Below are 24,646 nucleotides of genomic sequence, written 5' to 3'. Positions count from 1 at the left end.
CTAAATTATAAAAATCTTTTTTCATAAAGATGCCAAGAGCTTATACCTACTGCAATTACCACCAACATACATACCAAAGCCATTACAAATGGATTGTAATCTTCAAATAATCCTAAAGTCTGGAAAGTCCTGATAATAGGGAAATGGAAAATGTAGATTCCATAGGTGAAATCCCCATATTTTCCAAAATTATTTAAGAATTTGAATGAATAAGCAATGTACATTACGATAACTCCGATCATCATTGGAGAAAAAAGCTGGATTTTTAAAAATAAATCAATCCACACCGTGGCGATAGCAATGATGAAAATTATATTTTTATGTTTGATAAACTTGTCAAAATTAAAATAGATCAACATTCCCGGGATAAAATAGGATAATGTTCCAGGAAGTTGTTTGGCTAACGAAATTTTATTTAAGGATTCAAAATAATTGAGATAAATAAGTGATAAAAAGTATAAGATAATCAAACTTATATTTCTGTATTTATTATTCTTTCCGAAAAGCAAAAACAACAAAGGTACCGCAAAATAGTAGCACATTTCTATTTTAAGTGTCCATAGGGCTCCATTTACTGCCTGATTCCCAAAAACTCCGGGAAGCCATGGTGCTTTAAAATTTAAAAATAATGAATTCCAAAAAAGGTATTTGTAAACCTGTGTATTGCTGAAATATTCGGTGAAGGAATAAGTGCTGACTAAGCTTAATAAAATGGCACATAAAAAAATAACCAATAAGTAAGCGGGAACAATTCTTTTGATTCTCTTTTTCAAATAACTTTTCAGGCTTGAAGATCTTTCATAGCTCCTTGCAATAAGAAATCCACTCACTGCAAAGAAACCGAAAACGGCAATTTCAATGGGACTGTGCTCAAAGATCTTGAGATCAGGAGAAGCGCTGAGAGTGCCAAGATGTCCAAGAAAGACAATAAAGGCAAGGAGAACACGTATAAAATCAAAATTGTTTTTCGTAATATCCTGCATTTGTATTTTGTTTCCTGCAAAAATAACTTTTTTAATAGAATGAATGATGCTCATGTATTCATTATTTGTTAAATAAAGGGAAAATAGGGTGTCACTATTTTAAAATATATATAAATAATCGCCGATGAAATAATTTTTCATAAAAAATAGTAATATAAATCAAAAAAATTATAATTTTAGCGCTTGAAAAAATTGATCTATGAAGAAATTAGCATTACTATTTGCAGGTTTATCCTTGTTTGTTGCAGCTACAGGCTGTAGTAATGACAATGATACTGTTCTGGAAGCTCCTCTTGTTGGGACATGGCAACCGTTAAAAGAAGTAGTTACCACGGTAGAAGTTGGGGAAGACCCGGTTTCTAACACGATTACTTATACAGATTGTCAAAAAAAGACAAGATGGTGGTTTAGTGTTGACTCTAAAGGAGGGAAGACGAACTGGGGAGATACTGCTACACCGGGTCAGTGTGCTATTCTTTCAGATATAAAATTCAATTATACTTATAATAAGGAAGGGAAAGACGTTCAGATGAAAATCCAGGGAATAGTGGAGCCGCAAAATGCAAAGGTTATTACTTTGGATGCTACAACGCTCAATCTTGCGGTAAGAGAGGAGACTCAGGATCCTACTATATTCCAGACAAGAACATATACCTTCAAAAGAGTTACTCAATAATAGTATATACTTCAGGATATAAAACAGATCTCATCTCCGGATGGGATTTTTTTGTTGAGGATAGAATTGCAATTCATCATAAATTCAATTTCTATTTACTTTAAAATCATTATTTTTGTGAATCTTGACAAAAAGATAAATAATTCAGTCTAACATATAACATATATATCAAGTGTTTTACGATCATCAGCAGATAGAAAAAAAGTGGCAGAAATACTGGGAGGAAAATCAAACCTATAAAACCTCTAATAACACAGACAAACCTAAGTTTTATGTACTCGATATGTTCCCGTACCCATCAGGAGCAGGACTTCACGTAGGTCACCCGCTGGGATATATTGCATCCGATATCTATGCGAGATACAAAAGACATCAGGGGTTTAATGTACTTCACCCGGTAGGATATGACAGCTTTGGACTTCCTGCTGAACAGTATGCTATTCAGACAGGACAGCACCCGGCTATTACTACAGAACAGAACATCAACAGATACGAAGAGCAGCTGAAAAAAATCGGGTTCTCATTCGACTGGAGCAGAGAAGTAAGAACTTCTGATGCTTCTTACTATAAATGGACGCAGTGGATTTTTATCCAGTTGTATCATTCATGGTATAATAAAAATACAGATAAGGCGGAATCTATTGATTCTTTAATTCAGCATTTTGAAGAAAAAGGGACAGAAGGATTAAATGCCAATCAGAACGACGAATTAAATTTCACTGCAGAAGAGTGGAAGAATGCTTCTGATATTGATAAAGAAGATATCCTTTTAAATTATCGTCTGGCTTACAGAGCTGAAACAACAGTAAACTGGTGTCCTGCATTAGGAACTGTACTGGCCAACGATGAAGTGAAAGACGGTAAATCTGAAAGAGGAGGATTCCCTGTTTTTCAAAAGAAAATGATGCAGTGGAGTATGAGAATTTCTGCGTACTCTGAAAGATTGTTACAGGGATTAAATACTTTAGATTGGCCGCAGCCATTGAAAGATTCTCAGGAATACTGGATTGGAAAATCTCAGGGAGCACAGGTTCGTTTCAAAGTAGAAGGACATGACGAGACTGTTGAGGTATTTACAACAAGACCTGACACCATCTTTGGAGCAACCTTTATGGTATTGGCTCCGGAAAATCCTTTAGTGGAAACCATTACTACGGATGCTCAAAAAGTAGAAGTAGATACTTATATAGAAGAAACTTCTAAAAAGACGGAGAGAGACAGAATGTCTGACGTGAAAAACGTGAGCGGAGCTTTCACCGGCAATTATGCGATCAACCCTTTCAGCAATGAAAAAATGCCAATCTATATTTCAGACTATGTGTTGATGGGATATGGAACAGGAGCAGTGATGGCGGTTCCGGCACATGATGAGCGTGACCACAGATTTGCGAAGAAATTTAATCTTGAAATCAAGAAAGTTGTAGAAACCGAAGAAGACGTTCAGGAAAAATCTTTTGATTCCAAAGATTCCGTTTGTGTAAACTCTGATTTCTTAAACGGATTACATTATAATGAAGCGAAAGCAAAAATGATTTCTGAGATCGAAGCAAAAGGCATCGGTCACGGAACTACCAACTACAGACAGCGTGATGCTATTTTCTCAAGACAGCGTTATTGGGGAGAACCCGTTCCTATATATTATAAGGATGGGATGCCTTACACGTTGCCTGCTTCTGCTTTACCATTGGAACTTCCTGAAGTTGAAAAATACTTACCTACAGAAGATGGAGATCCGCCACTGGGAAATGCAAAAGAATTTGCCTGGGATGAGGTAAACCAGAAAGTAGTTGCTACAGATTTAATTGATGATAAAACTATTTTCCCGTTAGAATTATCTACAATGCCAGGTTGGGCAGGAAGCTCATGGTATTTCCTTAGATATATGAATCCGAATGATGAAGAAACTTTTGTTAAAAAAGACTTAGCAGATTATTGGGGACAGGTAGACTTATATATAGGAGGAAGCGAACACGCAACCGGACACTTATTATATTCCCGTTTCTGGAATATGTTCTTAAAAGACAGAGGATATATTAATCATGATGAGCCATTCCAGAAATTGATCAACCAGGGGATGATCTTAGGAATGAGTGCATTTGTGTATAGAATTGACGGAACCAATCAGTATGTATCTAAAAATTTAGCCAAAGACTACCAGACTCAGCAGATTCACGTTGACGTATCCTTATTAAAAGGAACCTCTGACGAATTGGATACTGAAGCTTTCAAAGCATGGAGACCGGATTATGCTGAGGCAGAATTTATTCTGGAAGACGGAAAATACATCACAGACCGTGAAGTAGAGAAAATGTCCAAGTCAAAATATAACGTAGTCAATCCTGATGACATCTGTGAAGAGTATGGAGCAGACGGATTAAGATTATATGAAATGTTCTTAGGACCGTTGGAACAATCCAAGCCTTGGAATACACAAGGGCTAAGTGGAGTATATGGTTTCCTTAAAAAATTCTGGAACCTTTATTTCAATGGGGAAGTATTTGAAGTTTCAGACGAAGAACCTACAAAAGCAGAATACAAAGTTTTACATACCTTAATAAAGAAGGTAGTATATGATATTGAGAATTTCTCTTTCAATACCTCAGTATCTTCATTTATGATCGCTGTGAACGAGCTTCAGAAAATAAAATGCAACAAGCGCAATATTTTAGAACCGCTTGCCGTTATCATTTCTCCGTATGCTCCTCACATCTGTGAAGAACTGTGGAGTTTATTAGGAAACGATACATCAATAGAATTTGAAAAATTCCCGGCATTGAATGAGGATTATCTGATTGAAGATGAAATTGAGTATCCGGTAAGTGTAAATGGTAAAATGAAGTTCAAAATTTCACTTTCCGCTCAATTATCTGCCAAGGAAGTAGAAGATTTGGTGATTTCGAACGAGAAAATGCAACAGATTTTGGAGGGTAAAACCCCTAAAAAAATCATTGTAGTCCCTCACCGTATTGTGAATATCGTAATTTAAAAAAAAATTAACATTGGGAAATTAAAAAAAATGGGTGTCTTATTTTTATGATTTTTTAATTCAAATGTTAAATTTGGAAAAAATAAATAAAATAATTTAAAATAATTACTATTTCGAAATCGTATTAAAAATTCTTTATCAAAAAAAAGCAAAATGTTTAATTAAGACTCTTGCATTTTAATTAATTTTGCCTTTAATTTACACCCTGTAAAATTTTAAAACAATATAATTTAGTTAAATATGGAAATGAATGTTTCAAAAAATGATGAGCAAGTAGTTGCTAGAAAGGCAGGAGGTTTAAATCCAGCTGTTATTATTCCTATTCTATTTGCTATAGGAGTATGTATTTATTTATTCGTTCTTGGTAGCCCAGGAAACTTTAAAGATGCAGATAAACTAGGAAGTGGTTCTGTAGCTTTTTCAACTGTTGAAGGAAAAGACATTCACCCAGAATCGTTTTTAGGTATTATCTACAAAGGAGGGGTTATTGTACCAATCTTGATTACTTTCATGATTACTGTAATCGTTTTCTCTTTTGAAAGATATTTCGTTCTTGGTAAAGCAGCTGGAAAAGGAAACTTAGACAACTTCGTTGTACAAGTAAGAAGCTTACTAAACCAAAACAAAATTGACGAAGCTATCGAAGAGTGTGACAGACAACAAGGTTCTGTTGGTAACGTAGTAAAAGAAGGTCTTACTACTTACAAAGCACTTTCTCACGATACTACATTAAATAAGGAGCAGAAAATGGTAGCTCTTAACAAAGCTATCGAAGAAGCTACTACTCTTGAGATGCCAATGCTTGAGAAAAATATGATGATCCTTTCTACTTTAGGTACTGTTGCAACGTTAGTAGCACTACTTGGAACGGTAATCGGGATGATCAAGGCGTTCTTCGCATTAGGTTCAGGAGGTGGTACTCCGGATGCTGCTGCTCTATCTACAGGTATCTCTGAAGCCTTGATCAACACGGCTTTAGGTATTGGTACTTCAGCAATCGCTATTATCCTTTATAACTTCTTTACATCTAAAATTGACGGATTAACTTACAAGATCGATGAGATCTCTATGAGTATCCAACAATCTTTCGCTGAATTCAACTAAGAATTAGCAAGATATTTGCATTAGCAATTAAAAGAAGTTTAATTAAAAATATTTTATAATAATGGCGAGAGTCAAACCAAAAAGACATGGAGTAATTACGGACATGACTGCAATGTGTGACGTTGCGTTCCTACTCCTTACGTTCTTTATCTTGACCACTCAGTTTAAAAAACCTGACGTGGAGCAGATCAAACCGCCATCTTCAATTTCGGAAAAATTGCTTCCTGATGCTAGTTTAATGACTATCAACGCTACTCCGGACGGAAAATTCTATTTCCAGCCAGTAGAAAATGCATCAGAAAGACTTGCTCTTTTGGATAAAATGGGACAAAAGTATGGTATTACTTTTGACAATAACCAAAAAGCTGCTTTCCAGAAAATTCAGGCAATTGGAGTTCCAATGAACCAACTTAAAGGGTACTTGGATCTGCCTGCAGATGAGCAGAAAAATTATAAGAGTCCTACAGGTATTCCTATGGACAGTACAAATAAGCAATTAATTGATTGGGTAAAAGAAAGTTTGAGCGTTAACCCTGACTACAAGTTAGCGATTAAAGGTGACGTTACAACTGAGTATCCTAAAGTTAAAAGCCTATTTGAGGGTTTAAGAGATATTGATTTTCTTAAATTTTGGTTGATTACATCACAAGAAGGTAAACCTAACGAATAATATCGATAGAAATGGCAGAAGTACAAGTACAAGAGAAAGGCGGCAAGGGCGGCAAGGTCCGTTCCAAGAAGCAAAGTACCAGAGTCGATATGACTCCGATGGTGGACTTGGGTTTTCTATTGATTACCTTCTTTATGTTCACAACTACGTTCAGTAAACCGAACGTGATGGATTTGGGTCTTCCGGCTAAACCGAAAGATGAAACAAAAAAACCACCTCCAACAGAAATTAAACTTTCTAACTCAATTTCTATCTTATTAGGAAAAAATAACAGAGTTTTCTGGCACCAGCAGGATGCTACATCCTTGAATGACCAAACTCTTATGGAAACTACTCTTGACAGAGAAGGAATTAGAAAAGTAATTCAGCAGGCAAAATCTAGAGCTGCAGATCAAACGAAATTTACCGTGATCATTAAGCCAACTGACGATGCTGTATATAAGAACTTTGTTGATATTCTTGATGAAATGGCAATTACCAAAAGTGAGCAGTACGGTGTTACTGACATTAAGCCTTGGGAAAAAGCTGTTTACGAGAAAAAAGTAGGAGGTGCTGCTGCACCAGCTGCTGCTACAAAGTAATTTAACCATAAAATTGTTATATCTAATCTATGGCAGATGAAAATGTATACGGTCAGAATCTTACATTAGACGAGATCGTATTTGAAAATAGAAACAAGGAATATGGTGCCTATGATCTTAGACATCAGTATCCGAGACTTTTAACAAAGTCTTTTATTATCGGAACCGCTTTATTCCTTCTGGCAGCTTTGTCTCCGTTCATCTATCTTACGATTAAAAATCTTACAGCTCCGCCTAAGCAAGAAGTTAAGGCAGATCTAGTAGATATTATCGAAGAAGAACCGATTATCGAGCAGCCTAAAGAAGAAGAACCACCACCACCTCCTCCTCCAAAAGAGGAAGAGAAAATTGAGGTGATTCAGAACGTAGTTCCTGAGCCTGTAAAAGCTCCGAAAATTGAAACTCCACCACCACCGATTTCTAAGCAGTTGGAAACTACAACTGGTTTACAGAATCAGGAGGGTGTAAAAGCTCCGGCTTATACGCCACCACCGCCACCACCATCTACAGGTACTAAAGCTAGTACAGTAGAAGTAAAAGCGAACAACCCTAACGAGATCTATAAAGATGTTGACCAGTCTGCAGAATATCCTGGAGGTATGGGAGCATTAAGAAAGTTCTTGGGAGATAACTTCGATACATCTTTGATGGAAGGAGGTGAAGGAACACTTAAAGCGAAGCTTAAGTTCGTTGTAGAAAAAGACGGAACTGTTTCGAATGTTACTATTGAAGAGAAATCTCCAAATGGCGACTTCAACAGCGAAGCAATGCGTGTAGTTAAGAAACTTAAAAAATGGACTCCTGCGAAGAGAAACGGGGAGAGCGTTAGATCTTACTATAGCGTACCATTTACTATGAACTTTGAATAAGACTTATTTATTCAAAATATAAATAAAAAGAGAAGCATATGCTTCTCTTTTTATTTTTTTTGGTATTTTTGTTACATGATGTTCAATTGGTTATCCCTGGTTACGGGATTGTTTTATATCGTTTTAGGAATTGTAGTGATTGTCTACAAATTCTTCTTTACTATTTTAGAGCCTGCTGTTGCTTATGCATTAGGAGTAGTGCTTATTATTTATGGTATTTTTAGAATTTACAGGGCGATCTCAAGAATTAAAAAATCGAGAAATGAAGAATAGTTTTAAGCTTGCAGTAATTTTTGTTTTGAGCATGATGCTGGCAAGCTGCAAAAAGGAGAAAAATACTCCTTCCTATCACAAAGGTGATCTTACAATTTTTACTGACGAATCTTTTCAAAGCGTTACAGAAGCATTAGCTGAAGGATATATGATCAACTATCCTGAAACACATATCAAAGTAGAAAGGAAGAAAGAAGACCTGGGACTTCTTGATCTTTTGAAAGGAAGTGCTAAAGTGGTGGTAATGTCCAGAAATCTTAATCCTGAAGAAATAAAAACATATGAGGAAAGAACAGATTTAAAGTTTCTTCCTGCTAAATTCGCTGCAGATGCAGTAGTTTTTGTTGTTCCTAAAGATTCTCCGAAAGAAAGTATTTCAATGGAAGAAATCAACAGCGGTTTGATATCTGATAAAAAGGAATTTATTTTTGACGGAACCAACTCCAGTAACCTGAATTTTGTTGCTGAGAAACTGAAAAAACAACCAAAAGACCTGAAATTTTCCATTATTCCGGGAAACCAGAAGATTATAGAGGAATTAGGAAAATATCCTGATAAAATAGGTGTTGTTGGATTAAATACTTTTAGCCGTCCTTATGATAAAACTTCAGAAAAATTGAGAGAGATGGTGAAGGTTCTTCCTGTAGTAGAAAATGGAAAATCGTATAATGCGGATTTTGACGGACTTCGTACCATGGAATATCCGTTTACAAGAGTACTTTATTTCCTGATCAACGAAGGGAATTTCAATATTGCCAATGGATTTATAAGATTTTCATGTACTCATTTAGGACAGAAAATTGTACAGAAAGAAGGCCTTCAACCTTATAATATTTATAAGAGAGAAGTGCAGATGCGTTAAAAAATATTAAATTCACAATTTATCCCCATTAAAAATTTTGATTTGGTCTGAAAATTGTGTAGAATAAAACTCAATTATTAGAAAATATAAAATGAAAGATATAATGAATATGAATGTAAAGAAGATTGCTTTTGGAGCAGCCGTGGTATTTTTTACCGGTTTTGCCTCTGCACAGACATTGCAGGATGGTATCAACAGTATAGACAGTGATAAATTTGCACAGGCAAAAACAAACTTCACTGAAATGATCGCTAAAGAACCTACAGCTGAAAACTACTTCTATTTGGGAAATACTTTCTTAAGACAAGGAGAGCCGGATTATGCTAAGGCCATTGAAAATTTCAATAAAGGCTTAGCTGCTGATGGTAAAAGCTATCTGAACAAAATCGGTTTAGCTGCTGTGAAATTAGGTAAAGGTGATAAAAATGCCATTGCTGAAATTCAGAAAGTAGTTACTGATTCAAGAGAAAAAGATGCTGAAGTTCTTTTCAGAGCAGCAGAAGCTTTAACTCTATTCGAAAAAAACAGTTCACCGGATCTGGCTATCCAGTTTTTGACTAAAGCTATCGAGAAAGCTGAGAAAAAAGGTGTTCCTGCACATTATTATTATACATTAGGAGATGCTTACAGATTAAAGAGAATGCCGGGAGAGGCTATGTCTGCTTATGATAAAGCATTACCTACTGCTAAAAATAAAGCTTCTGTTTACACAAGAATGGCAACTTTATGGATGGCGGCACAAGTGTGGAAAAATGCAAAAGAAAGTATTGATAAAGCAATTGCTGTAGATCCTACTTATGCTCCGGCATACAAAGCGTTGGCTGGTTATGATATCAGATATCAGCAGAATGCAAAAGCTACGCAAGACCTTATCAACTATACAAAATATGCTGATGAAGATCCGTATACTCAATTGGAAATTGCAAAACTATACTTCACAAACGAAGATTATGCAAACTCTAAAATGGTATTAGACAAGATTTTTGATAAAATCGACGATCCTATTAAATTCAAATTAAGAGCTTACAATGCATATGCCGATAAAAACTACGCAGATGCTAAGCAAAATATGGATACTTTCGTTTCTCAGGCTGAGAAAACAAGAGTGCAGCCTGCTGACCAGGGTTTACAAGGTCTTATTGCAGCAGGTTTAGCAAAAGATGAAAAAGATGCTGCTAAAAAAACAGCTTTAATGACGGAATCTCAGCAGAAAGTTGCTATTGCAAAAGCTGCTAAAGATGAAACAATGAAGTGGGATCTTGAATTAGCAAACATCGCAGGTGGTGGAGGTGCTTCTCAAGCTGAAGCAGATAAAGGGCCTACTAACCCTGCTATTGAAGCATTGAAAAAGCAGGTTGCTGCTAATAGCCAGGATTCTGATGCATTATTCAAGTTGGCAACAGCTTATCAGGATGCGAAAAACTGGAACGGAGCAATTCTTACATGGCAAAAAATGTCTGCTCTTCTTCCGGATTGGGCTCCGGCATATTACAGTCAGGGATATTCTTACCAACAAGCTGGTAACAATGAAGCAGCAAAATTGGCTTATGAGAAATTCATCAGTACAGTAAAACCTGCTGATCAGGAAGCTAACAAGCAGACTCTTGCTTACGCCTACTTTGCAGTAGCTTACATGAGTAAAGATTCTGATGCTGCAAAAGCAAAAGATTATGTTGCAAAGTCTTTACAGTTAGATCCTACTTATCAGGATGCTGTAAAATTAAATGCAGAAATCAACAAGTAATTTAAATTTTAAATTATAGATATTAAAACTTCCCATTCCTTATGTTTGGGAAGTTTTTATTTTAAATCCTATCTTTGAATTTATGAAAACTGATATACTTGCTTTTGGAGCTCATCCCGACGATATAGAACTTGGATGTGGCGGAACTATTGCTAAAATGGTCTCTGAAGGAAAAAAATGTGTGGTCGTAGATCTTACCAGAGGTGAGCTCGGAACAAGAGGCACTGATGAAACCAGAAAAGCCGAAGCTGCAGATGCTGCCAAAATTCTGGGGCTTTCTGCAAGAGAGAATCTGGGAATGAAAGACGGATTTTTGGTCAATTCTGAAGAATACCAGATGAGGATTGTAAAAATGATTCGCAAATACCGCCCGGAAATCGTCTTAGCTAATGCGATTGATGATAGACATCCGGACCATGCAAAAGGAGCGAAATTAGTGTCGGATGCGTGCTTTTTGTCAGGACTGAGAAAAATTGAAACAGTACTTGATGGAGAATCCCAGGAAGTGTGGAGACCAAAACATGTATTTCATTATATTCAGTGGAAAGATATCAAACCGGAATTTGTCATTGACATTTCAGAACATCTTAATAAAAAACTGGAAGCCTGCATGGCATACAAAACTCAGTTTTATGATCCAACTTCTAAAGAACCTGAAACTCCAATTACCACAAAAGACTTTTATGAAAGCTTAACTTACCGAGCTCAGGATTTAGGGCGATTATCGGGAGTGACTTACGCTGAGGGCTTTACATCTGAGAAATTAATTTCTTTGAAAAATTTTGATGGAATTGTTTGGTAGTTGAGGAAATTGTCCTATATTTGCACTCAGAAAACGGTGATTGTAGCTCAGTTGGTTAGAGCGTCGGATTGTGGTTCCGAAGGTCGTGGGTTCGAGACCCATCATTCACCCTAAATTAGCACATTTTCAATAAGGAAATGTGCTTTTTTTATGTCTGAAAAACAATCAAACTGTATTGAAATGACACTTTTTGGTGTGTTATTTTTTTTATCCTGACTTATAAAAAGTATATTTGCACGATAATTATGAACATCATCGGCTAATGAAAAAAATCTACTTTTTACTTTTTATATTGAATTCCATTGCAATTTCTTCAACAGTAAGGTATGTGAATATTAATTCCAGTACCGGAAGTGCACCTTACACTTCTTGGGCTACTGCAAGTAATGATTTACAGACAGTCATCAATGCGAGCCAGATTGGGGATGAAATCTGGGTATCCAGCGGAACTTATATTCCAGCAAGAGACCCCTTTGGAAACAGCTCTCCTTCGGATAGTCAGGATAAAACGTTTTATTTAAAAGACGGTATTTCTGTGTATGGTGGATTTAATGGAACTGAAATATCTTTAACAGACCGAAATATCAACAATAATATAACAATTCTGAGCGGTGATATAGGTACCTTAGGAACTAAAACTGACAACTGTTACCATGTTGTATTGTTTTCTGGTAATAGTATCAATGCAATTGGTGTGAGATTAGATGGATTTTCTATTACTAATGGCTTTGCGAATGGTACTGTTAATAATAATCTAAACGGAAATGTTGCTTCGAGATTAGCAGGTCCTGCCATCTATTTTATTAATGGAAATAATACAATTTCGAATAACAGGATTTATATGAATTCCGGCTATTCAAGTGGAGGCATTTACACGTCAAATGGTAATAATATCATTTCTAACAATGAGATTTATAATAATAAAGCCTTCTATGATGGTGGAGGCGTTAGTGTATTTGAAGGAACCAATACCATTACCAATAATTATATTCATGATAATACTGCTACCGGCGATGGTGGGGGTATATATGCAGTTTTAGGTGTAAATAATGTGATCAGTAAAAATGTGATCGCTAAAAATAAAGGAGGGATCAGTCTGATTGATACTTATTATTATGGCGGCGGCGGTATTTATACTGAAAAGGGTTCGAATCTCATCGTCAATAATCTCCTTTACGAAAATACTACAAACTACATGGGAGGAGGTATTTTTCTTTATTATGGAAACAATAAAGTCATCAACAATACCATTTATAAAAATACGGGAACAAGGGGAGGTGGATTTTTTACCTATCTGGGAAATAACTACGTAAAAAATAATATATTCTGGGGTAATATTAATGGTACAGATAGTCAGCCCGGAGCAGATTATAAAAATCATAATGACTGGCCGGCTGAAAATTACTTCTATAATAACCTGTTTCAGTTGCCGCAGGGATTTTATACTTTGGCAAACCAAAATTCTTTATATGGTTATCCTAATAATATATTTCAGACGAATCCAGGCTTTACAGATGAAACCAATATTTTTGGAGCAGATGGAATTTTAAGAACTTCAGATGATGGATTGTCCTTGTTACCTAATAGCGTTGCTGTTAATTACGGGATGATGACAGATGCTCCTACAGATGATATAAGAGGAACAGCCCGTATGGGTAACCCTGATGCCGGAGCTTATGAATTGATGGGAAGTCTTGGTGTGGCAGAAGTACCCATTCATGATTTTAAAATTTATCCAAATCCTGCTAAAGATGTTTTAAATATAAAAACTGGTGATAAAATTGTAAAGGTTGAAATTTTTAATCTGGCAGGTCAACTCATAAAAACTACAAAGGAATCACAAATAAATATTTCAGCATTTCCGAATGGAAACTATATCCTAAATGTAGTCACAGAAAAGAAAATAATTACAGAACAATTTATTAAAGAATAAGTTATTTGTACATCTTAACCTATTTTTAGCCTTTCAAAATTTGAAAGGCTTTATTTTTTTCAAGTCTGAGCTTTAACTTTTCGCTTGCTTTACTGGGGGGCTAAATGTTCACAAAATAAATTCCATGATTGGTGACTAAAACACTTATATTTGTTTAAGTAGAATCATGAGAAAAATCTCACTCAACTCACTTAATCAAAGCTATTAACATGAAAAAAATCTTTACAATTCTTATTGTTTTTTTTGCAATAAAATCCTATTCTCAATCAGGTTCCCAATCTTATTTTAAACGTCTTTTTGATACCAGAGGCCTTGATCAATGGAATGGTAATTCAACAAGTACAGATCAGCTTGAGTTCGCGTGGGCTGTCCCTGCCCATATGGAAGCATTGGTTTTAATGTATGAAAAAACACTTGAAAAAAAATATGCTGAAACTTTAATCCAGTGTATCGGAAATACCATTGACAGGAGAGATGATTTGAGAAATCCTACATTGGGATACCCGATAATTTATGATTATCGCCATGTTTCCGGTGCTGCCTGGTCTACTAACCATTATAATGCGGTAACAGATACAACAGGGTTGCCTTATTCGCATTTGGTACATAGTGCCAATATTACCTATCCTATGGCTAAGTTTGCAGCAATCGTTAAAAAAGACAGTACTATTCAAAATTTAACATATGATTCAATAGGTCGTTATGCAGGTCAAACCTATATAACAATTGCTAATGATCTCATCCAAAAAATAAAAGAAACACTTGCTTACCATACGGGCCAATGGTTTATAGAACCTGGTTCTAACAACACGATAGGATATTACAAAGAACGCAGCGATAATAATCCACCAATAGCTTTTCCGGGAGTAATCTTACCTTTTAATATGCAAAGCTCTGTGGGAAGAGTGCTGGTGCAGATGTACAGGGCAACAGGTGAAAACAATTATCTTGTCCAGCTCAATCAAATCGCCAATTTTATAAAAGCAAATACACAACTTAATGCCAGCTTAGGATCTAATGTCTGGACCTATTGGAAGCACGATACTTTACGTGAAGATATTTCTCATGCTGATTTAACGGCTGCCTTTCCTTATGAATGCAATAAGTATGGTATTTCAATTAATGGAAACCTTATTTATACCACTGCAGATATAAATGCCTATACTAAAACGCTGACTAAAGATATTTATATCTCTCCTCTGCATATAAAAAATGGGGTTAATTATAATGGTGAGAATTGGAATATCAAGTATAATATTAATACCTCTGATCCTGCTGTAACTCCCAGATATGGCACTTATACAGCTTATTTATGGTTGTATTTATCTCAATATGACGATAAAACACTATATCAGATAGTTTCAGATTTACAGGCAGCCAAAAATTATTACAGCAATATAACCGTATTTGATTCTTCTATCACGTGGGCTCTTTTATCAAATTTTGAAAACTTAATTGTGCCCGTCAATACAGATCATGAGTATGGAGAAGATTCTGACTGGAGGGGAATTGCAAGCGGTAATTTTGATGGAGACAGCGACGATGAATTTGTCGTGATAAGAAATTTTGATGGGTTGATGCAGACTCTGGAACCCCATGACAGAGCGTTTCAGCAAGTGACCAGCAGTAAAGTAATGGGAGCTTCATATAACTGGAAAGGTCTGGCTGCCGGTGATTTTTTTGGAGATAGCAAAAGTGAAATTGTAGCGTTAAGTGATCATGCAGATGCCAGCGAAAATGGGATATATGTTTTAAAAGTTGATAATGGTAATATCGTTCAGCATGCAAAATATACTGGTTGGGGAGCGCAGTCAGAATGGGTAGGTGTAACAGCAGGAAATTATATCAGTGGGGGAAAAGATGATGTTATTACAGTAAGAAATTATAATAAAGAGGTTCATGTATATAAGTTCAATGGTACAGATATACAGTCAGTATATGTAAATTCACTTAATCTGCCTGCTAATTCTAAGATCAAAGCAGTGGCATCCGGTGATCTCGATGGGGATACAAAAGATGAGATCGTATTACTTGTTGATGCGGATGACAATAATTTAATGTATAATGGTATACACGTTTACCGTGTTAACGATAGTGGCGTTCTCACAAAAGTTTCTGAATTTACAAACTGGGGCTCTGCGTCAGACTGGAAAGGACTGGCTGTAGGAGACATTGATGCAGATGGTGTTGCTGAAATTATAGCGCACAGGAATTTTGACGGAGATTATAAATTATTCAAATTAAACGGAACCATCCTATCCGGGATTACTGCTGAAAAGTTTCCGCTCCTTCAAACCAAAAATAATGTAATGTGCTTCGGAAACTTTGACCCGAGTACTAAGAATGAAGAATTGGCAACTCTCAGAAAAGATGGAGGAATTGTAATGTTTTCTGCAGCAAAAGTTACCAATAGAAGCCTTAATACGAATAGAACCTCTGAGGATCCTTGTCACAATGAGCTGCCGGATGTATTATTCAGTTTTATGAATAAGGAAGATTCAAAAGAAATCGTATCCATAACAAAAGAAAATCAGTAATAACGGATTTAAATAGTCATCATAATATTCAATGGAAACGGGCTTTAGCCCGTTTTTTTTATAGCAAATGCTGAATGTAGAGCATAAAAAAAGCATCTTTTTCAGATGCTTGTGTTTTTAGATATTCTTTTTTAAACTTCGTCGTCAGAATCAATTGTGAAAGATCTGCTTTTGAAGTCTTTGTCATGTTTTTCTGAAATTACATCCTCACCCTTTTCATTAATGATGAAATCTGTGGACTCATTAAACATCTCCTGGAAACTCTTAAAATCTTCCTTGTAAAGGTAAATTTTATGCTTCTCGAATGTAGCTTCCCCATTCTCTCCGAAATTCTTCTTACTCTCAGTGATTGTAAGATAATAATCTCCTGCTTTCGTCTCGCGCACATCAAAGAAATAAGTTCTTCTCCCTGCTTTTAACACCTTCGTGAAAATCTCATTTTCATGGCGTTCCTTGTATTCACTCATTGTTAGATATTTTTTAATCTTGTTAAGAACAAATATAAAAGAATTCTTTTAATCACAAAATTTTTTTTATGATTTATTTAACAATTGAGAATGAAATGGCTAAGCGGTTACAGAATTGGCAATTTCGGTCAGGTTGATAATTTGATGGGCTTTTTGAGCGCTAGACTCTCTGTGTGTGATAATTATGGAAGTTGCGTTACTGATTTTTTTGTCAATATTTTCCAGAATATTCTGCTCCGTTTCAGTGTCCAAAGCAGATAAAGAATCGTCAAAAATAATGATATTGGGGTCCTTAATTAAGGCTCTTGCGATACAAATTCTTTGCTTTTGTCCCCCCGAAAGCATGACTCCGCGTTCACCAACAAGTGTTTTATATTGGTCTTTAAACTCTACAATATTTTTGTGAACATCCGCAATGTTGGCATACTCTACCACTTTCTCGTGAGAAGGATGATCAATGGCAAAACCAATATTATTTTCAATGGAATCAGAGAACAAATAGCTCTCCTGGGGAATATACCCGATAAAGTTTCTGTAGTTTTCCAGATTATGGTCTTTCAGGTTTTTACCATCAATGAGAATCTCTCCTTCTGTAGGATCTATTAATCGGCATAACAGCAGGGCAATAGTTGATTTTCCACTACCGGTTTTACCCATAATAGCTAATGATTCTCCGGCTTTTACTTTGAAACTTAGATTGTCCAGTGCTTTGATTCCTGTATTCGGATATACATAAGAAACATTTCTGAATTCGATATCTCCTTTGATAGGATAGTTTTCAAAATTAGTATTAATGATCTCAGATTTTTTATCCATGAATTCATTGATTCTTTGCATGGATGCCTCAGCTCTCTGGTTAACAGAAGTTACCCATCCTACCATAGAGAAAGGAAAAATCAAGGTGTTGATATACATGAAGAAATCTGCAATCTTACCAATACTTAATTCTCCGGCAATATATTTTGTTCCTCCAATCCAGATAATAGCAACATTTAATAATCCGATGACAAAAAGAATAATGGTGAAGAAATAGGCCTCTGTTTTGGCAAGATCCAAAGCTTTATTCTGATAATCGGTGACTTTGATTCCGTAGTTTTTTTCAATGTATTTTTCTCTGGCGAAAAATTTTACCACACGGATTCCGGAAAAGCTGTCCTGAACAAAAGTTGAAATCGCAGACTGGCTTTTCTGCATGATCTTCGACTTTTTGTTGATGATAGAGCTTACCTTATAAATAGCAAAAGACAAAATAGGAAGTGGAAGCAAGGTCCACATCGTCATGGATGCATCCGTTTTCACCATATAAATTGCCGTGATCACTACCAGAACGATCAGGTTGGCAACATACATTACGCCAGGGCCAAGATACATTCTCACAGCAACAACATCCTCACTCAATCTGTTCATTAAGTCTCCGATAGTGGTTTGTTTATAATCCGTTAAAGATAAATCCTGATAATGTCTGTAGATTTTATTTTTAAGTTCATATTCTATTCTTCTGGAGGCAACAATAATGGTCTGTCTCATCATAAAAGTGAAGAATCCTGTCAAAAGAGAACATCCTACAATAATTCCAACATAGATTAAAACCTGCTGGTTGAAGCCAAGGTTTCCACTTTTTGTAAGTTCATCCACAGATTTTCCTACAAACTGGACTTTATATATATTAAAGAAATTACTGGCGATGATAAAGAGTACCCCCCAAAACAATAGCATTTTGTGTTTCCAAAAATAAGGGTTTAAGGTTTTTAGCGCTTTCATATAGTTTGACAAAATTACAAAAATGTCATCACACTACGAATTTCATCAATTTTAAATTTTGTATCTTTGCAGCCATAAAAAAGCTCTTTGAATGTTAGGAAGACGACAAATCCGTGAAAAAGTAGTACAGACCGTGTATTCTTACTACCAAAATCCTGTAAAATTTGATGTTTTAGAGAAAAACATGTTTGCCGGGATAGAGAAAATCTATTATCTATACATCTATCAGCTCAACTTTTTGGTGGGTCTGAAAGATTTGGCAGAAAATCAGATCGAAATTGGTAAGAATAAATTTCTTAAAACTGATGCTGATATTAATCCTAACCAAAAATTCATCAATAACCAGGTATTACTTAAGCTGGAAGAAAACCCTGAAAGATTATTTTTCACGGGTCAGCACAAGCAGTTGAAATGGGATATGCATGATGACTTATTGGTAAAGACTTTCCAGAGAATTACTGCTGGGAAACGTTATCAGGATTTCATGAAAGAAGAAGGATATTCCTTTGAAGAAGATCAGAAATTTATCGGGAAATTATTCTTAAGATACATTGCTGAAAATGAAGATTTTCATGATTACTTAGGTGATAAGGAACTTTCATGGTATGATGATATCCATATTGCCAACTCCATGGTACAAAAAACAATCGGTTTCCTGAGAGAAGATGAAGAAAGCAGAACTTTGATCAAAATGATTAAAGATGAAGAAGATAAAACATTTGCTGCAAAATTGTTGAGAGATACCCTGAACAACTGGGAAAACAATGAAAAGAAACTTGAAGAAAGACTGGAAAACTGGGATCTGGAAAGAGTTTCTTTAATGGATAAAGTGATTTTGTCTACAGCCATTGCAGAGCTTGATAACTTTGCTTTCACCCCTTCAAGAGTGATCATTAATGAATATATTGAAATTGCAAAAGTATTTGCTACAGACCGTTCCAATATCTTCATCAATGGTATTTTAGATAAATATTGTAAAGATCAAAATAGAATATAAAATGAAAAAGACGTTATCAATTATCGCCTTGTCAATTATAGGCTTTGGGTTAGTTTCATGTAAAAAAGAAAACAAAGAAACTCAAAGTACTGAAACTGCAACTACTGATTCTGCAGCTGTTGCGGCTCCGGTAACCACTGATTCTGCGGCACCCCCTGTAACTGGTGAAGCAGCTGCTCCGGTTTCTAACGAACCATCTACTTCTGTAGCTTTATCTGAAAACAGCTTCGATTTTGGAAAAATCAAAAAAGGAGATAAAGTAGAGCACATATATGAAATTACCAATACGGGTAAAAACCCATTAATCATTTCTGAAGTGAAACCAGGATGCGGATGTACAGCTCCGGATTTTACAAAAGAGCCAATTATGCCTGGTAAAAAAGGAAAAGTTACATTGCACTTTGACTCTTCAAGCTTCGACGGAAATGTTCAGAAGTATGCAGACGTTTTTGCAAACGTAGAAAAAGCTCCAATCAGATTAACGTTCACAGCGAACATTCAACCCTAATATTTAGAATATGTTGACACTATTTTTACAGGCAGCAGGTGGATCTTCACCTATGATGCTGATCATGATGGGGGTAATGTTTGTAGGGTTTTATTTCCTGATGATCAGACCTCAGATGAAAAAGCAAAAGCAGGAGAAAAACTTTCAGGAAAACCTTAAAGTAGGAACAAGAGTAGTTCTTACATCAGGTCTTCACGGAAGAATTGCTCAGGTTCAGGATGACGGTTTTGTTATTGAAACATTATCCGGAAAACTGAAATTCGAAAAAGCAGCAGTTTCAAGAGAAATGACAGAAGCTCGTTTTGGAGATAAAGCAAAAGCTGCTGAGAAGGCAGATGACAAAAAAGAAACAGTAACTGAAGAAAAAAAATAATTCAGTCTGAAAATATTTAGCTGCGGCGGGTGAACTCTGTTCACCCGCCGCAATTTTTTTACACTGGTTTGAAAAATTGTGTCCATTTGTGAAAAACAATTAGTGAAATTAGTGTTTAATAAAAATTATCTTTGCTTCATGAATCAAAATACAAACAAAACCGTTCTTATTCTGGGGGCTAATTCTGATGTAGCAAAGCAATGTATAAAACAATATGTGGAGAAAGGGTTTTCCGTAATCGCAGCTTCCAGGAATACAACCTCTTTGAATGATTTTATTGATTCAAACAATCTTGACGGCTCAAAAGTAATGGTTATGTATTTTGATGCTGCTGATTTTGATTCTCATCATGAATTTTACTCCAGTCTTTCTGTAAAGCCTCATATTGTAGTGTATGCTGCTGGGTTTTTAGTAGACAATCAAAAAGCGCTTACTGATTTCAAAGGAGCAAAGCAAATGATGGAGGTCAATTATATGGGGGGCGTGTCTATCCTGAGTATGATTGCAATGGATAGAAGCAATATAAATCTGGAAAGGATAATTGGACTCTCTTCTTTGTCCGGAGTAAGAGGAAGAAAAAGTAATTTTGTCTACGGAAGTACAAAGGCTGCGTTTACACAGTTTCTGGCAGGATTGAGACAAGAATTAGCTTCCAGAAAGATTATTGTGAATGCTTTGGTTATTGGTTATATCAGAACAAAAATCAACGAAGGCTTAGAACTCAATGAATCTCTAATCATGGAACCTGATTACGTGGCAAAATTTATTGTCAACGCAGGAAGTTCTTTTACCATTGTCCCTAACTTTAAGTGGAAAATTATCTATCATATTCTTAGACTTTTACCGGAAAGCCTTGCTGCAAAATTGCCTTAAGGAATTTTCATTAACGTTATTTTTCTTTAAGAGGAGACAGTTCGGTATTGTTTTTGTAATTCTATGTCCCAAAAATTATTTCTTCCTGCAAGATTCAGTTTCTGAATAATTATTGAATAAAGCTGAAATATTCTTTTTCTGCTGTCAATCTAATTCAAGGATAAATATGTTTTACCTTCGCTCAGGTAGGGAAGGGCGTATTTCTTTTTTCCAAATCCTGCAGAAGATATCAATCCTGTATTGATACAAATAGTAAAACACATAGTATAAAAATGGACGATTTAGAATTGAACAAAATTCAACAACACTGGGACACTTTAATTTCTTCAGCCATCTCGTGGGCACCGAGAATCTTTACTGCAGTCATTTCTGCATTATTGATTTACCTGATCGGATCCTGGATGATCAGAATGATTAAGAAACTGGTGGAAAAAGCTTTCAAAAAAAGAAATATGGAAGCTTCACTGCAGCATTTTCTTTTAAATATTATCAACTGGGGACTTAATATTCTTTTGTTTATTGTTGTTGTAACGCAGCTTGGAGTACAGACTTCCGCGTTCGTCGCAATGATTGGTGCCGCAGGTCTGGCAGTAGGTTTAGCTTTACAGGGATCCTTAACGAACTTTGCAGGAGGAATCTTAATTCTACTATTAAAACCTTTTAAGATTGGTGACTTTATTTCTACCAATTCAGGGGTTTCAGGAACTGTAGATGCCATAGATATTTTTCATACGAAACTGATCACGCCACAAAACCAACTGATAGTAATTCCAAATGGGGTAGTATCAAATAACAGCATTACCAATTTTACCCAACTGGGAACAAGAAGAACGTCATTGGATATTGGCGTTGCTTATGATGCAGATCTTAGACAGACCAAGGACCTTTTAATGAATGTTATTAAGAACAATCAATATGCACTTGCAGTACCAGCTCCACAGGTAGTAGTGACAGAGCTTGGAGACAGCGCTGTCAATATCTCGGTAAGAGTAAGTACTTCCACAGAAAACTTCTGGACGATGAACGAAGAGCTAATCATCGGTTGTAAAGAAGCTCTCGATAAAGCAGGAATCGGAATTCCTTTTCCACAAAGAGATGTACACATTTACAATCAATAATTATATTTAATTTTTTTAAGAAGCTCCCGCATTATTGTAATGTGGGAGTTTTTACTTCTCTTTTCTAGAATATTGCTGTAAAAAATCTAATAAAATTTTATATTCATTCTTTTTAAACTCAGGTTCTGTAAAAATGAAATTAATATTTTTATTAACCATATTTAAAATAAGGTATTGATTAACCATTTTATAATGGGTTTTATCCCAGACACAATTGATGGTATTGAATGGATTTTTAACAGTAATACTATCCTTGTGAAGGGTTATAAAACTTATTTCAGCATGTTTGTTTCTAAGATTTTCAATCTATTCCTCTATTAAATTGATGGTTTTATTTTTGGCACTGAAATATTGATATAAAAGAAGAAAAATATATCCTGCAAATAAGAAACTACCATATTTAAAAATAACGGAAACAGGACCAAGATTCAGGGGTTTTAAAGGAAAAAATCCTAGTGCCATGAATAGAACAGCATATATGATTGCTTTTTTTAGTTCAACCAAATGCTTTCTCCATGTATACTGAAAGAAAAATTTCTGATTTTCTCTTTCTATATTTTCATTGAAATATAACTGTAATTTGATTGAATCATCCATGGGTAAAAGCTTTGAAGGCAAAAATAGAGAAATTAATCAATATTTTGCAGTAGTTCCAAAGCCTTCATCATATCGATTCCTTTCCCCAAAACCGGTTTAAACAAATCTCCTTTCTCCTTAATTCTTTCAAGGGCATTGTTAATAGTAAAATCTGTTGGTTTCAGGCCTGGTTTTACCTCGTCCCATTCCAGTGGCATGGAAACTGATGCTCCGGGTTTTGGTCTGAGGCTGTAGGCGCTTGCGAGTGTTTGTCCTGTTCTGTTCTGCAGATAATCAAGATAAATTTTTTTGTTATCCCTTTTCTGCAGGCTTCTTTCCAACGTTGTAATCTTAGGTAGTTTTTCGTTTACCTGTTTCATGAGAATATGGGCGAAATCTTTTACCTGGTCAAAATCATATTTACCTCCCATCGGAATATAAATGTGAATTCCCGTACTCCCGGAAGTTTTGCAGTAGCCTTTTATTTTAATTGATTTTAAAACTTCATTCACCTGCAGCGCTGTTTCAATTACCTCATCAAAAGTATTCTTTGAAGAAGGATCCAGGTCTAATACCAGATAGTCAGGATGCTCAAGATCCGGTAACGAACTGTTCCACGGATTAAGATCTATACAGCCTAAATTATTCAGATAGGCTAAGGTTGCTTTGTCATTGCAGTAAATATAATCAATGTATTTATCATTCGATTCAGAATATACCTGGGTGGTTTTTATCCAGTCAGGAACAAGATCTCCTGCATCTTTCTGATAAAAGCTCTGCTCTTCAATTCCATTGGGAAAGCGGTTGAGAGAAAGCGGACGATTTTTTAAATAAGGTAAAATATATCGTGCTACGGATTGATAATATTCAATAACATCTCCTTTCGTAATACCATCTTCAGGAAAATATACCTTATCCTGATTAGTAAGCTTTACAGGATGCTTATCTAAGGTAACTTCTTTCTCTTTCTCAGAAGTCTTTGTCTTTTTTGGTGAAGCTTTCGTATTCATATCTTTAGATTTTTCGGTGAAGGATGGATCTTTAATATCTTCCGGGCTTTTGTCCTCTCTGATGGTAATAAAAACCGGATGTCTGAAGATTCCGTCCTTGGTAATTTCAGAATATTTGATTTCACATACCAGTTCAGGTTTTACCCACGTTACCGGCATATTGGTTTTTGGAACTGTTTCGAACGGGGATGACTTTACAATTATTTTTTGAAGTCTCTCATACACTTCTTTTAAAGAAACCGTATTAAAACCTGTTCCTGTATGGCCACAGTAAGTAAGCTGACCATCGATGAATTTTCCTAATATCAGTGCTCCGAAACTTTCCCGCGATCCTCTGGGTTCTGTAAAACCACAAATAATGACCTCCTCTGTATTGGAAAATTTGATTTTAAGCCAATCGGTGGTTCTGTGATTTTCGACATACAGACTGTCTGCCCGTTTTGCAATCATTCCTTCCAGCTGCATTTCTTTCATTTGTTCAAAAAATTCAATGCCCTTTTCAGGAATATGATCGCAATATTTGATCCGTTCGGTTTCCGTTAATGCTTCTTTTAAAAGTTCTTTTCGTTGAATTAAGGGAAGATCTTCCGTAGAATGACCATTGAGCCATAGCAGGTCAAAAACCTGATAGGCAAGAGCCGCATCAGGATTGTCTCCAATTTGCTGCAAAAGCTGAAAATCAGGCTTTCCCTGGTCATTATAGACCACAACTTCGCCATCCAGGATCATACTATGCTTTTGCTGGCTGAAATCCTCAGCAATTTTGTCAAATTTTGATAAAAAGGAAATTCCATTCCGGGAATAGAAAAGCGGAGCATCATGGCTAAGGTCTGCAATAGCCCTGTAACCATCCCATTTTATTTCAAAGATCCAGTCTTTATCATTGAAGGCTTCCTCTGAAAGCTTAGCCAGCATAGGTTTAATGAAAGACTTAAGCTTTTTT

Annotated in this window: 22 protein-coding genes and 1 tRNA gene; 18 read left to right on the top strand and 5 right to left on the bottom strand. The window is 35.7% G+C overall.

Annotated features, from left to right (window positions below; translation table 11 throughout):
• Positions 1 to 5 precede the first annotated feature (5 nt).
• A complete protein-coding gene (locus FB551_RS15030; RefSeq protein ID WP_052187139.1) occupies positions 6 to 1,037 on the bottom strand; it encodes an acyltransferase family protein in 1,032 nt (343 codons plus the stop codon).
• Between the two features lie 145 nt (positions 1,038 to 1,182).
• Between FB551_RS15030 and FB551_RS15025 the strand changes: the two genes are divergently transcribed.
• The 13 genes from FB551_RS15025 (at position 1,183) to FB551_RS14965 (ending at position 16,020) form a co-directional block, all read left to right on the top strand.
• On the top strand, positions 1,183 to 1,659 hold the full coding sequence (locus tag FB551_RS15025) for a lipocalin-like domain-containing protein (protein WP_047435565.1): 477 nt from the start codon (positions 1,183 to 1,185) through the stop codon (positions 1,657 to 1,659).
• A 172-nt stretch (positions 1,660 to 1,831) separates the two neighbouring features.
• Entirely contained in the window at positions 1,832 to 4,645 is a 2,814-nt protein-coding gene (gene leuS, locus FB551_RS15020) for a leucine--tRNA ligase (RefSeq protein WP_142018026.1), read from the top strand.
• Between the two features lie 240 nt (positions 4,646 to 4,885).
• A complete protein-coding gene (locus FB551_RS15015) occupies positions 4,886 to 5,749 on the top strand; it encodes a MotA/TolQ/ExbB proton channel family protein (protein ID WP_047435562.1) in 864 nt (287 codons plus the stop codon).
• A 61-nt stretch (positions 5,750 to 5,810) separates the two neighbouring features.
• Positions 5,811 to 6,419, top strand: a complete 609-nt coding sequence (locus tag FB551_RS15010) for an ExbD/TolR family protein (RefSeq protein WP_047435560.1) — start codon at positions 5,811 to 5,813, stop codon at positions 6,417 to 6,419.
• Between the two features lie 11 nt (positions 6,420 to 6,430).
• Positions 6,431 to 7,000 carry an ExbD/TolR family protein gene (locus FB551_RS15005; RefSeq protein ID WP_047425067.1) on the top strand — a complete coding sequence of 190 codons (570 nt, stop codon included), beginning with the start codon at positions 6,431 to 6,433 and terminating at the stop codon, positions 6,998 to 7,000.
• Between the two features lie 29 nt (positions 7,001 to 7,029).
• A complete protein-coding gene (locus FB551_RS15000; RefSeq protein ID WP_047435559.1) occupies positions 7,030 to 7,869 on the top strand; it encodes an energy transducer TonB in 840 nt (279 codons plus the stop codon).
• A gap of 75 nt (positions 7,870 to 7,944) precedes the next feature.
• Entirely contained in the window at positions 7,945 to 8,142 is a 198-nt protein-coding gene (locus tag FB551_RS14995; protein WP_171006307.1) for a DUF308 domain-containing protein, read from the top strand.
• On the top strand, positions 8,132 to 9,004 hold the full coding sequence (locus FB551_RS14990; protein ID WP_142018025.1) for a PstS family phosphate ABC transporter substrate-binding protein: 873 nt from the start codon (positions 8,132 to 8,134) through the stop codon (positions 9,002 to 9,004). Before FB551_RS14995 ends, FB551_RS14990 begins: the two co-directional genes overlap by 11 nt.
• Before the next feature lie 91 nt (positions 9,005 to 9,095).
• Positions 9,096 to 10,748 carry a tetratricopeptide repeat protein gene (locus FB551_RS14985; protein ID WP_047435556.1) on the top strand — a complete coding sequence of 551 codons (1,653 nt, stop codon included), beginning with the start codon at positions 9,096 to 9,098 and terminating at the stop codon, positions 10,746 to 10,748.
• 82 nt (positions 10,749 to 10,830) lie between these two features.
• On the top strand, positions 10,831 to 11,550 hold the full coding sequence (bshB1, locus tag FB551_RS14980; RefSeq protein WP_047435554.1) for a bacillithiol biosynthesis deacetylase BshB1: 720 nt from the start codon (positions 10,831 to 10,833) through the stop codon (positions 11,548 to 11,550).
• A 35-nt stretch (positions 11,551 to 11,585) separates the two neighbouring features.
• Positions 11,586 to 11,661, top strand: a tRNA-His gene (locus tag FB551_RS14975).
• 151 nt (positions 11,662 to 11,812) lie between these two features.
• On the top strand, positions 11,813 to 13,483 hold the full coding sequence (locus FB551_RS14970; RefSeq protein WP_047435553.1) for a T9SS type A sorting domain-containing protein: 1,671 nt from the start codon (positions 11,813 to 11,815) through the stop codon (positions 13,481 to 13,483).
• A 209-nt stretch (positions 13,484 to 13,692) separates the two neighbouring features.
• The gene (locus FB551_RS14965; RefSeq protein ID WP_142018024.1) at positions 13,693 to 16,020 is read left to right on the top strand and encodes an FG-GAP repeat domain-containing protein; all 2,328 of its coding nucleotides are present in this window, start codon (positions 13,693 to 13,695) and stop codon (positions 16,018 to 16,020) included.
• A gap of 131 nt (positions 16,021 to 16,151) precedes the next feature.
• Here the strand turns inward: FB551_RS14965 and FB551_RS14960 are convergent, their stop codons facing one another.
• A complete protein-coding gene (locus FB551_RS14960) occupies positions 16,152 to 16,487 on the bottom strand; it encodes a DUF3276 family protein (RefSeq protein ID WP_027375472.1) in 336 nt (111 codons plus the stop codon).
• 99 nt (positions 16,488 to 16,586) lie between these two features.
• Positions 16,587 to 18,248, bottom strand: a complete 1,662-nt coding sequence (locus FB551_RS14955; protein ID WP_142018023.1) for an ABC transporter ATP-binding protein — start codon at positions 18,246 to 18,248, stop codon at positions 16,587 to 16,589.
• Between the two features lie 91 nt (positions 18,249 to 18,339).
• On the opposite strand from FB551_RS14955, the gene FB551_RS14950 reads away from it, so the two are divergent.
• From FB551_RS14950 to FB551_RS14930, 5 genes are all read left to right on the top strand, one after another.
• On the top strand, positions 18,340 to 19,245 hold the full coding sequence (locus FB551_RS14950) for a transcription antitermination protein NusB (protein ID WP_034693040.1): 906 nt from the start codon (positions 18,340 to 18,342) through the stop codon (positions 19,243 to 19,245).
• 1 nt (position 19,246) lies between these two features.
• Positions 19,247 to 19,753 carry a DUF1573 domain-containing protein gene (locus FB551_RS14945; RefSeq protein ID WP_142018022.1) on the top strand — a complete coding sequence of 169 codons (507 nt, stop codon included), beginning with the start codon at positions 19,247 to 19,249 and terminating at the stop codon, positions 19,751 to 19,753.
• A gap of 10 nt (positions 19,754 to 19,763) precedes the next feature.
• On the top strand, positions 19,764 to 20,126 hold the full coding sequence (gene yajC / locus FB551_RS14940) for a preprotein translocase subunit YajC (RefSeq protein WP_142018021.1): 363 nt from the start codon (positions 19,764 to 19,766) through the stop codon (positions 20,124 to 20,126).
• A gap of 138 nt (positions 20,127 to 20,264) precedes the next feature.
• Positions 20,265 to 20,999 (top strand): SDR family NAD(P)-dependent oxidoreductase, encoded by a 735-nt coding sequence (locus FB551_RS14935; protein WP_047435545.1) that lies wholly within the window; start codon positions 20,265 to 20,267, stop codon positions 20,997 to 20,999.
• A 272-nt stretch (positions 21,000 to 21,271) separates the two neighbouring features.
• Positions 21,272 to 22,117 (top strand): mechanosensitive ion channel family protein, encoded by an 846-nt coding sequence (locus FB551_RS14930; RefSeq protein ID WP_047435543.1) that lies wholly within the window; start codon positions 21,272 to 21,274, stop codon positions 22,115 to 22,117.
• A gap of 306 nt (positions 22,118 to 22,423) precedes the next feature.
• Here the strand turns inward: FB551_RS14930 and FB551_RS14925 are convergent, their stop codons facing one another.
• Positions 22,424 to 22,714: a hypothetical protein gene (locus tag FB551_RS14925; protein ID WP_142018020.1), complete on the bottom strand. Its 291-nt coding sequence runs from the start codon at positions 22,712 to 22,714 to the stop codon at positions 22,424 to 22,426.
• A 32-nt stretch (positions 22,715 to 22,746) separates the two neighbouring features.
• The gene (gene ligD, locus FB551_RS14920; RefSeq protein ID WP_142018019.1) at positions 22,747 to 24,618 is read right to left on the bottom strand and encodes a DNA ligase D; all 1,872 of its coding nucleotides are present in this window, start codon (positions 24,616 to 24,618) and stop codon (positions 22,747 to 22,749) included.
• Positions 24,619 to 24,646: the final 28 nt, after the last annotated feature.

Origin of the sequence: Chryseobacterium aquifrigidense (assembly GCF_006716485.1) — a bacterium.
In the GTDB taxonomy this organism is placed as follows: domain Bacteria; phylum Bacteroidota; class Bacteroidia; order Flavobacteriales; family Weeksellaceae; genus Chryseobacterium; species Chryseobacterium vietnamense.
Note: the sequence above shows the minus strand (reverse complement) of the source record. Positions and strands in the feature narration are given on the sequence as shown.

Excerpts from the sequence above, each read along its gene's own strand:
- FB551_RS14925 (WP_142018020.1), bottom strand. The coding sequence starts at position 22,714 with ATGGATGATTCAATCAAATTACAGTTATATTTCAATGAAAATATAGAA.
- FB551_RS14935 (WP_047435545.1), top strand. The coding sequence starts at position 20,265 with ATGAATCAAAATACAAACAAAACCGTTCTTATTCTGGGGGCTAATTCT.
- yajC (WP_142018021.1), top strand. The coding sequence starts at position 19,764 with ATGTTGACACTATTTTTACAGGCAGCAGGTGGATCTTCACCTATGATG.
- bshB1 (WP_047435554.1), top strand. The coding sequence starts at position 10,831 with ATGAAAACTGATATACTTGCTTTTGGAGCTCATCCCGACGATATAGAA.
- FB551_RS15010 (WP_047435560.1), top strand. The coding sequence starts at position 5,811 with ATGGCGAGAGTCAAACCAAAAAGACATGGAGTAATTACGGACATGACT.
- FB551_RS15015 (WP_047435562.1), top strand. The coding sequence starts at position 4,886 with ATGGAAATGAATGTTTCAAAAAATGATGAGCAAGTAGTTGCTAGAAAG.
- FB551_RS14945 (WP_142018022.1), top strand. The coding sequence starts at position 19,247 with ATGAAAAAGACGTTATCAATTATCGCCTTGTCAATTATAGGCTTTGGG.
- FB551_RS15030 (WP_052187139.1), bottom strand. The coding sequence starts at position 1,037 with ATGAGCATCATTCATTCTATTAAAAAAGTTATTTTTGCAGGAAACAAA.
- FB551_RS14970 (WP_047435553.1), top strand. The coding sequence starts at position 11,813 with ATGAAAAAAATCTACTTTTTACTTTTTATATTGAATTCCATTGCAATT.
- FB551_RS15005 (WP_047425067.1), top strand. The coding sequence starts at position 6,431 with ATGGCAGAAGTACAAGTACAAGAGAAAGGCGGCAAGGGCGGCAAGGTC.
- FB551_RS14965 (WP_142018024.1), top strand. The coding sequence starts at position 13,693 with ATGAAAAAAATCTTTACAATTCTTATTGTTTTTTTTGCAATAAAATCC.
- FB551_RS14995 (WP_171006307.1), top strand. The coding sequence starts at position 7,945 with ATGATGTTCAATTGGTTATCCCTGGTTACGGGATTGTTTTATATCGTT.
- FB551_RS14985 (WP_047435556.1), top strand. The coding sequence starts at position 9,096 with ATGAAAGATATAATGAATATGAATGTAAAGAAGATTGCTTTTGGAGCA.
- FB551_RS14990 (WP_142018025.1), top strand. The coding sequence starts at position 8,132 with ATGAAGAATAGTTTTAAGCTTGCAGTAATTTTTGTTTTGAGCATGATG.
- ligD (WP_142018019.1), bottom strand. The coding sequence starts at position 24,618 with ATGCTGGCTAAGCTTTCAGAGGAAGCCTTCAATGATAAAGACTGGATC.
- FB551_RS14960 (WP_027375472.1), bottom strand. The coding sequence starts at position 16,487 with ATGAGTGAATACAAGGAACGCCATGAAAATGAGATTTTCACGAAGGTG.
- FB551_RS15000 (WP_047435559.1), top strand. The coding sequence starts at position 7,030 with ATGGCAGATGAAAATGTATACGGTCAGAATCTTACATTAGACGAGATC.
- FB551_RS15025 (WP_047435565.1), top strand. The coding sequence starts at position 1,183 with ATGAAGAAATTAGCATTACTATTTGCAGGTTTATCCTTGTTTGTTGCA.
- FB551_RS14950 (WP_034693040.1), top strand. The coding sequence starts at position 18,340 with ATGTTAGGAAGACGACAAATCCGTGAAAAAGTAGTACAGACCGTGTAT.
- FB551_RS14955 (WP_142018023.1), bottom strand. The coding sequence starts at position 18,248 with ATGAAAGCGCTAAAAACCTTAAACCCTTATTTTTGGAAACACAAAATG.
- FB551_RS14930 (WP_047435543.1), top strand. The coding sequence starts at position 21,272 with ATGGACGATTTAGAATTGAACAAAATTCAACAACACTGGGACACTTTA.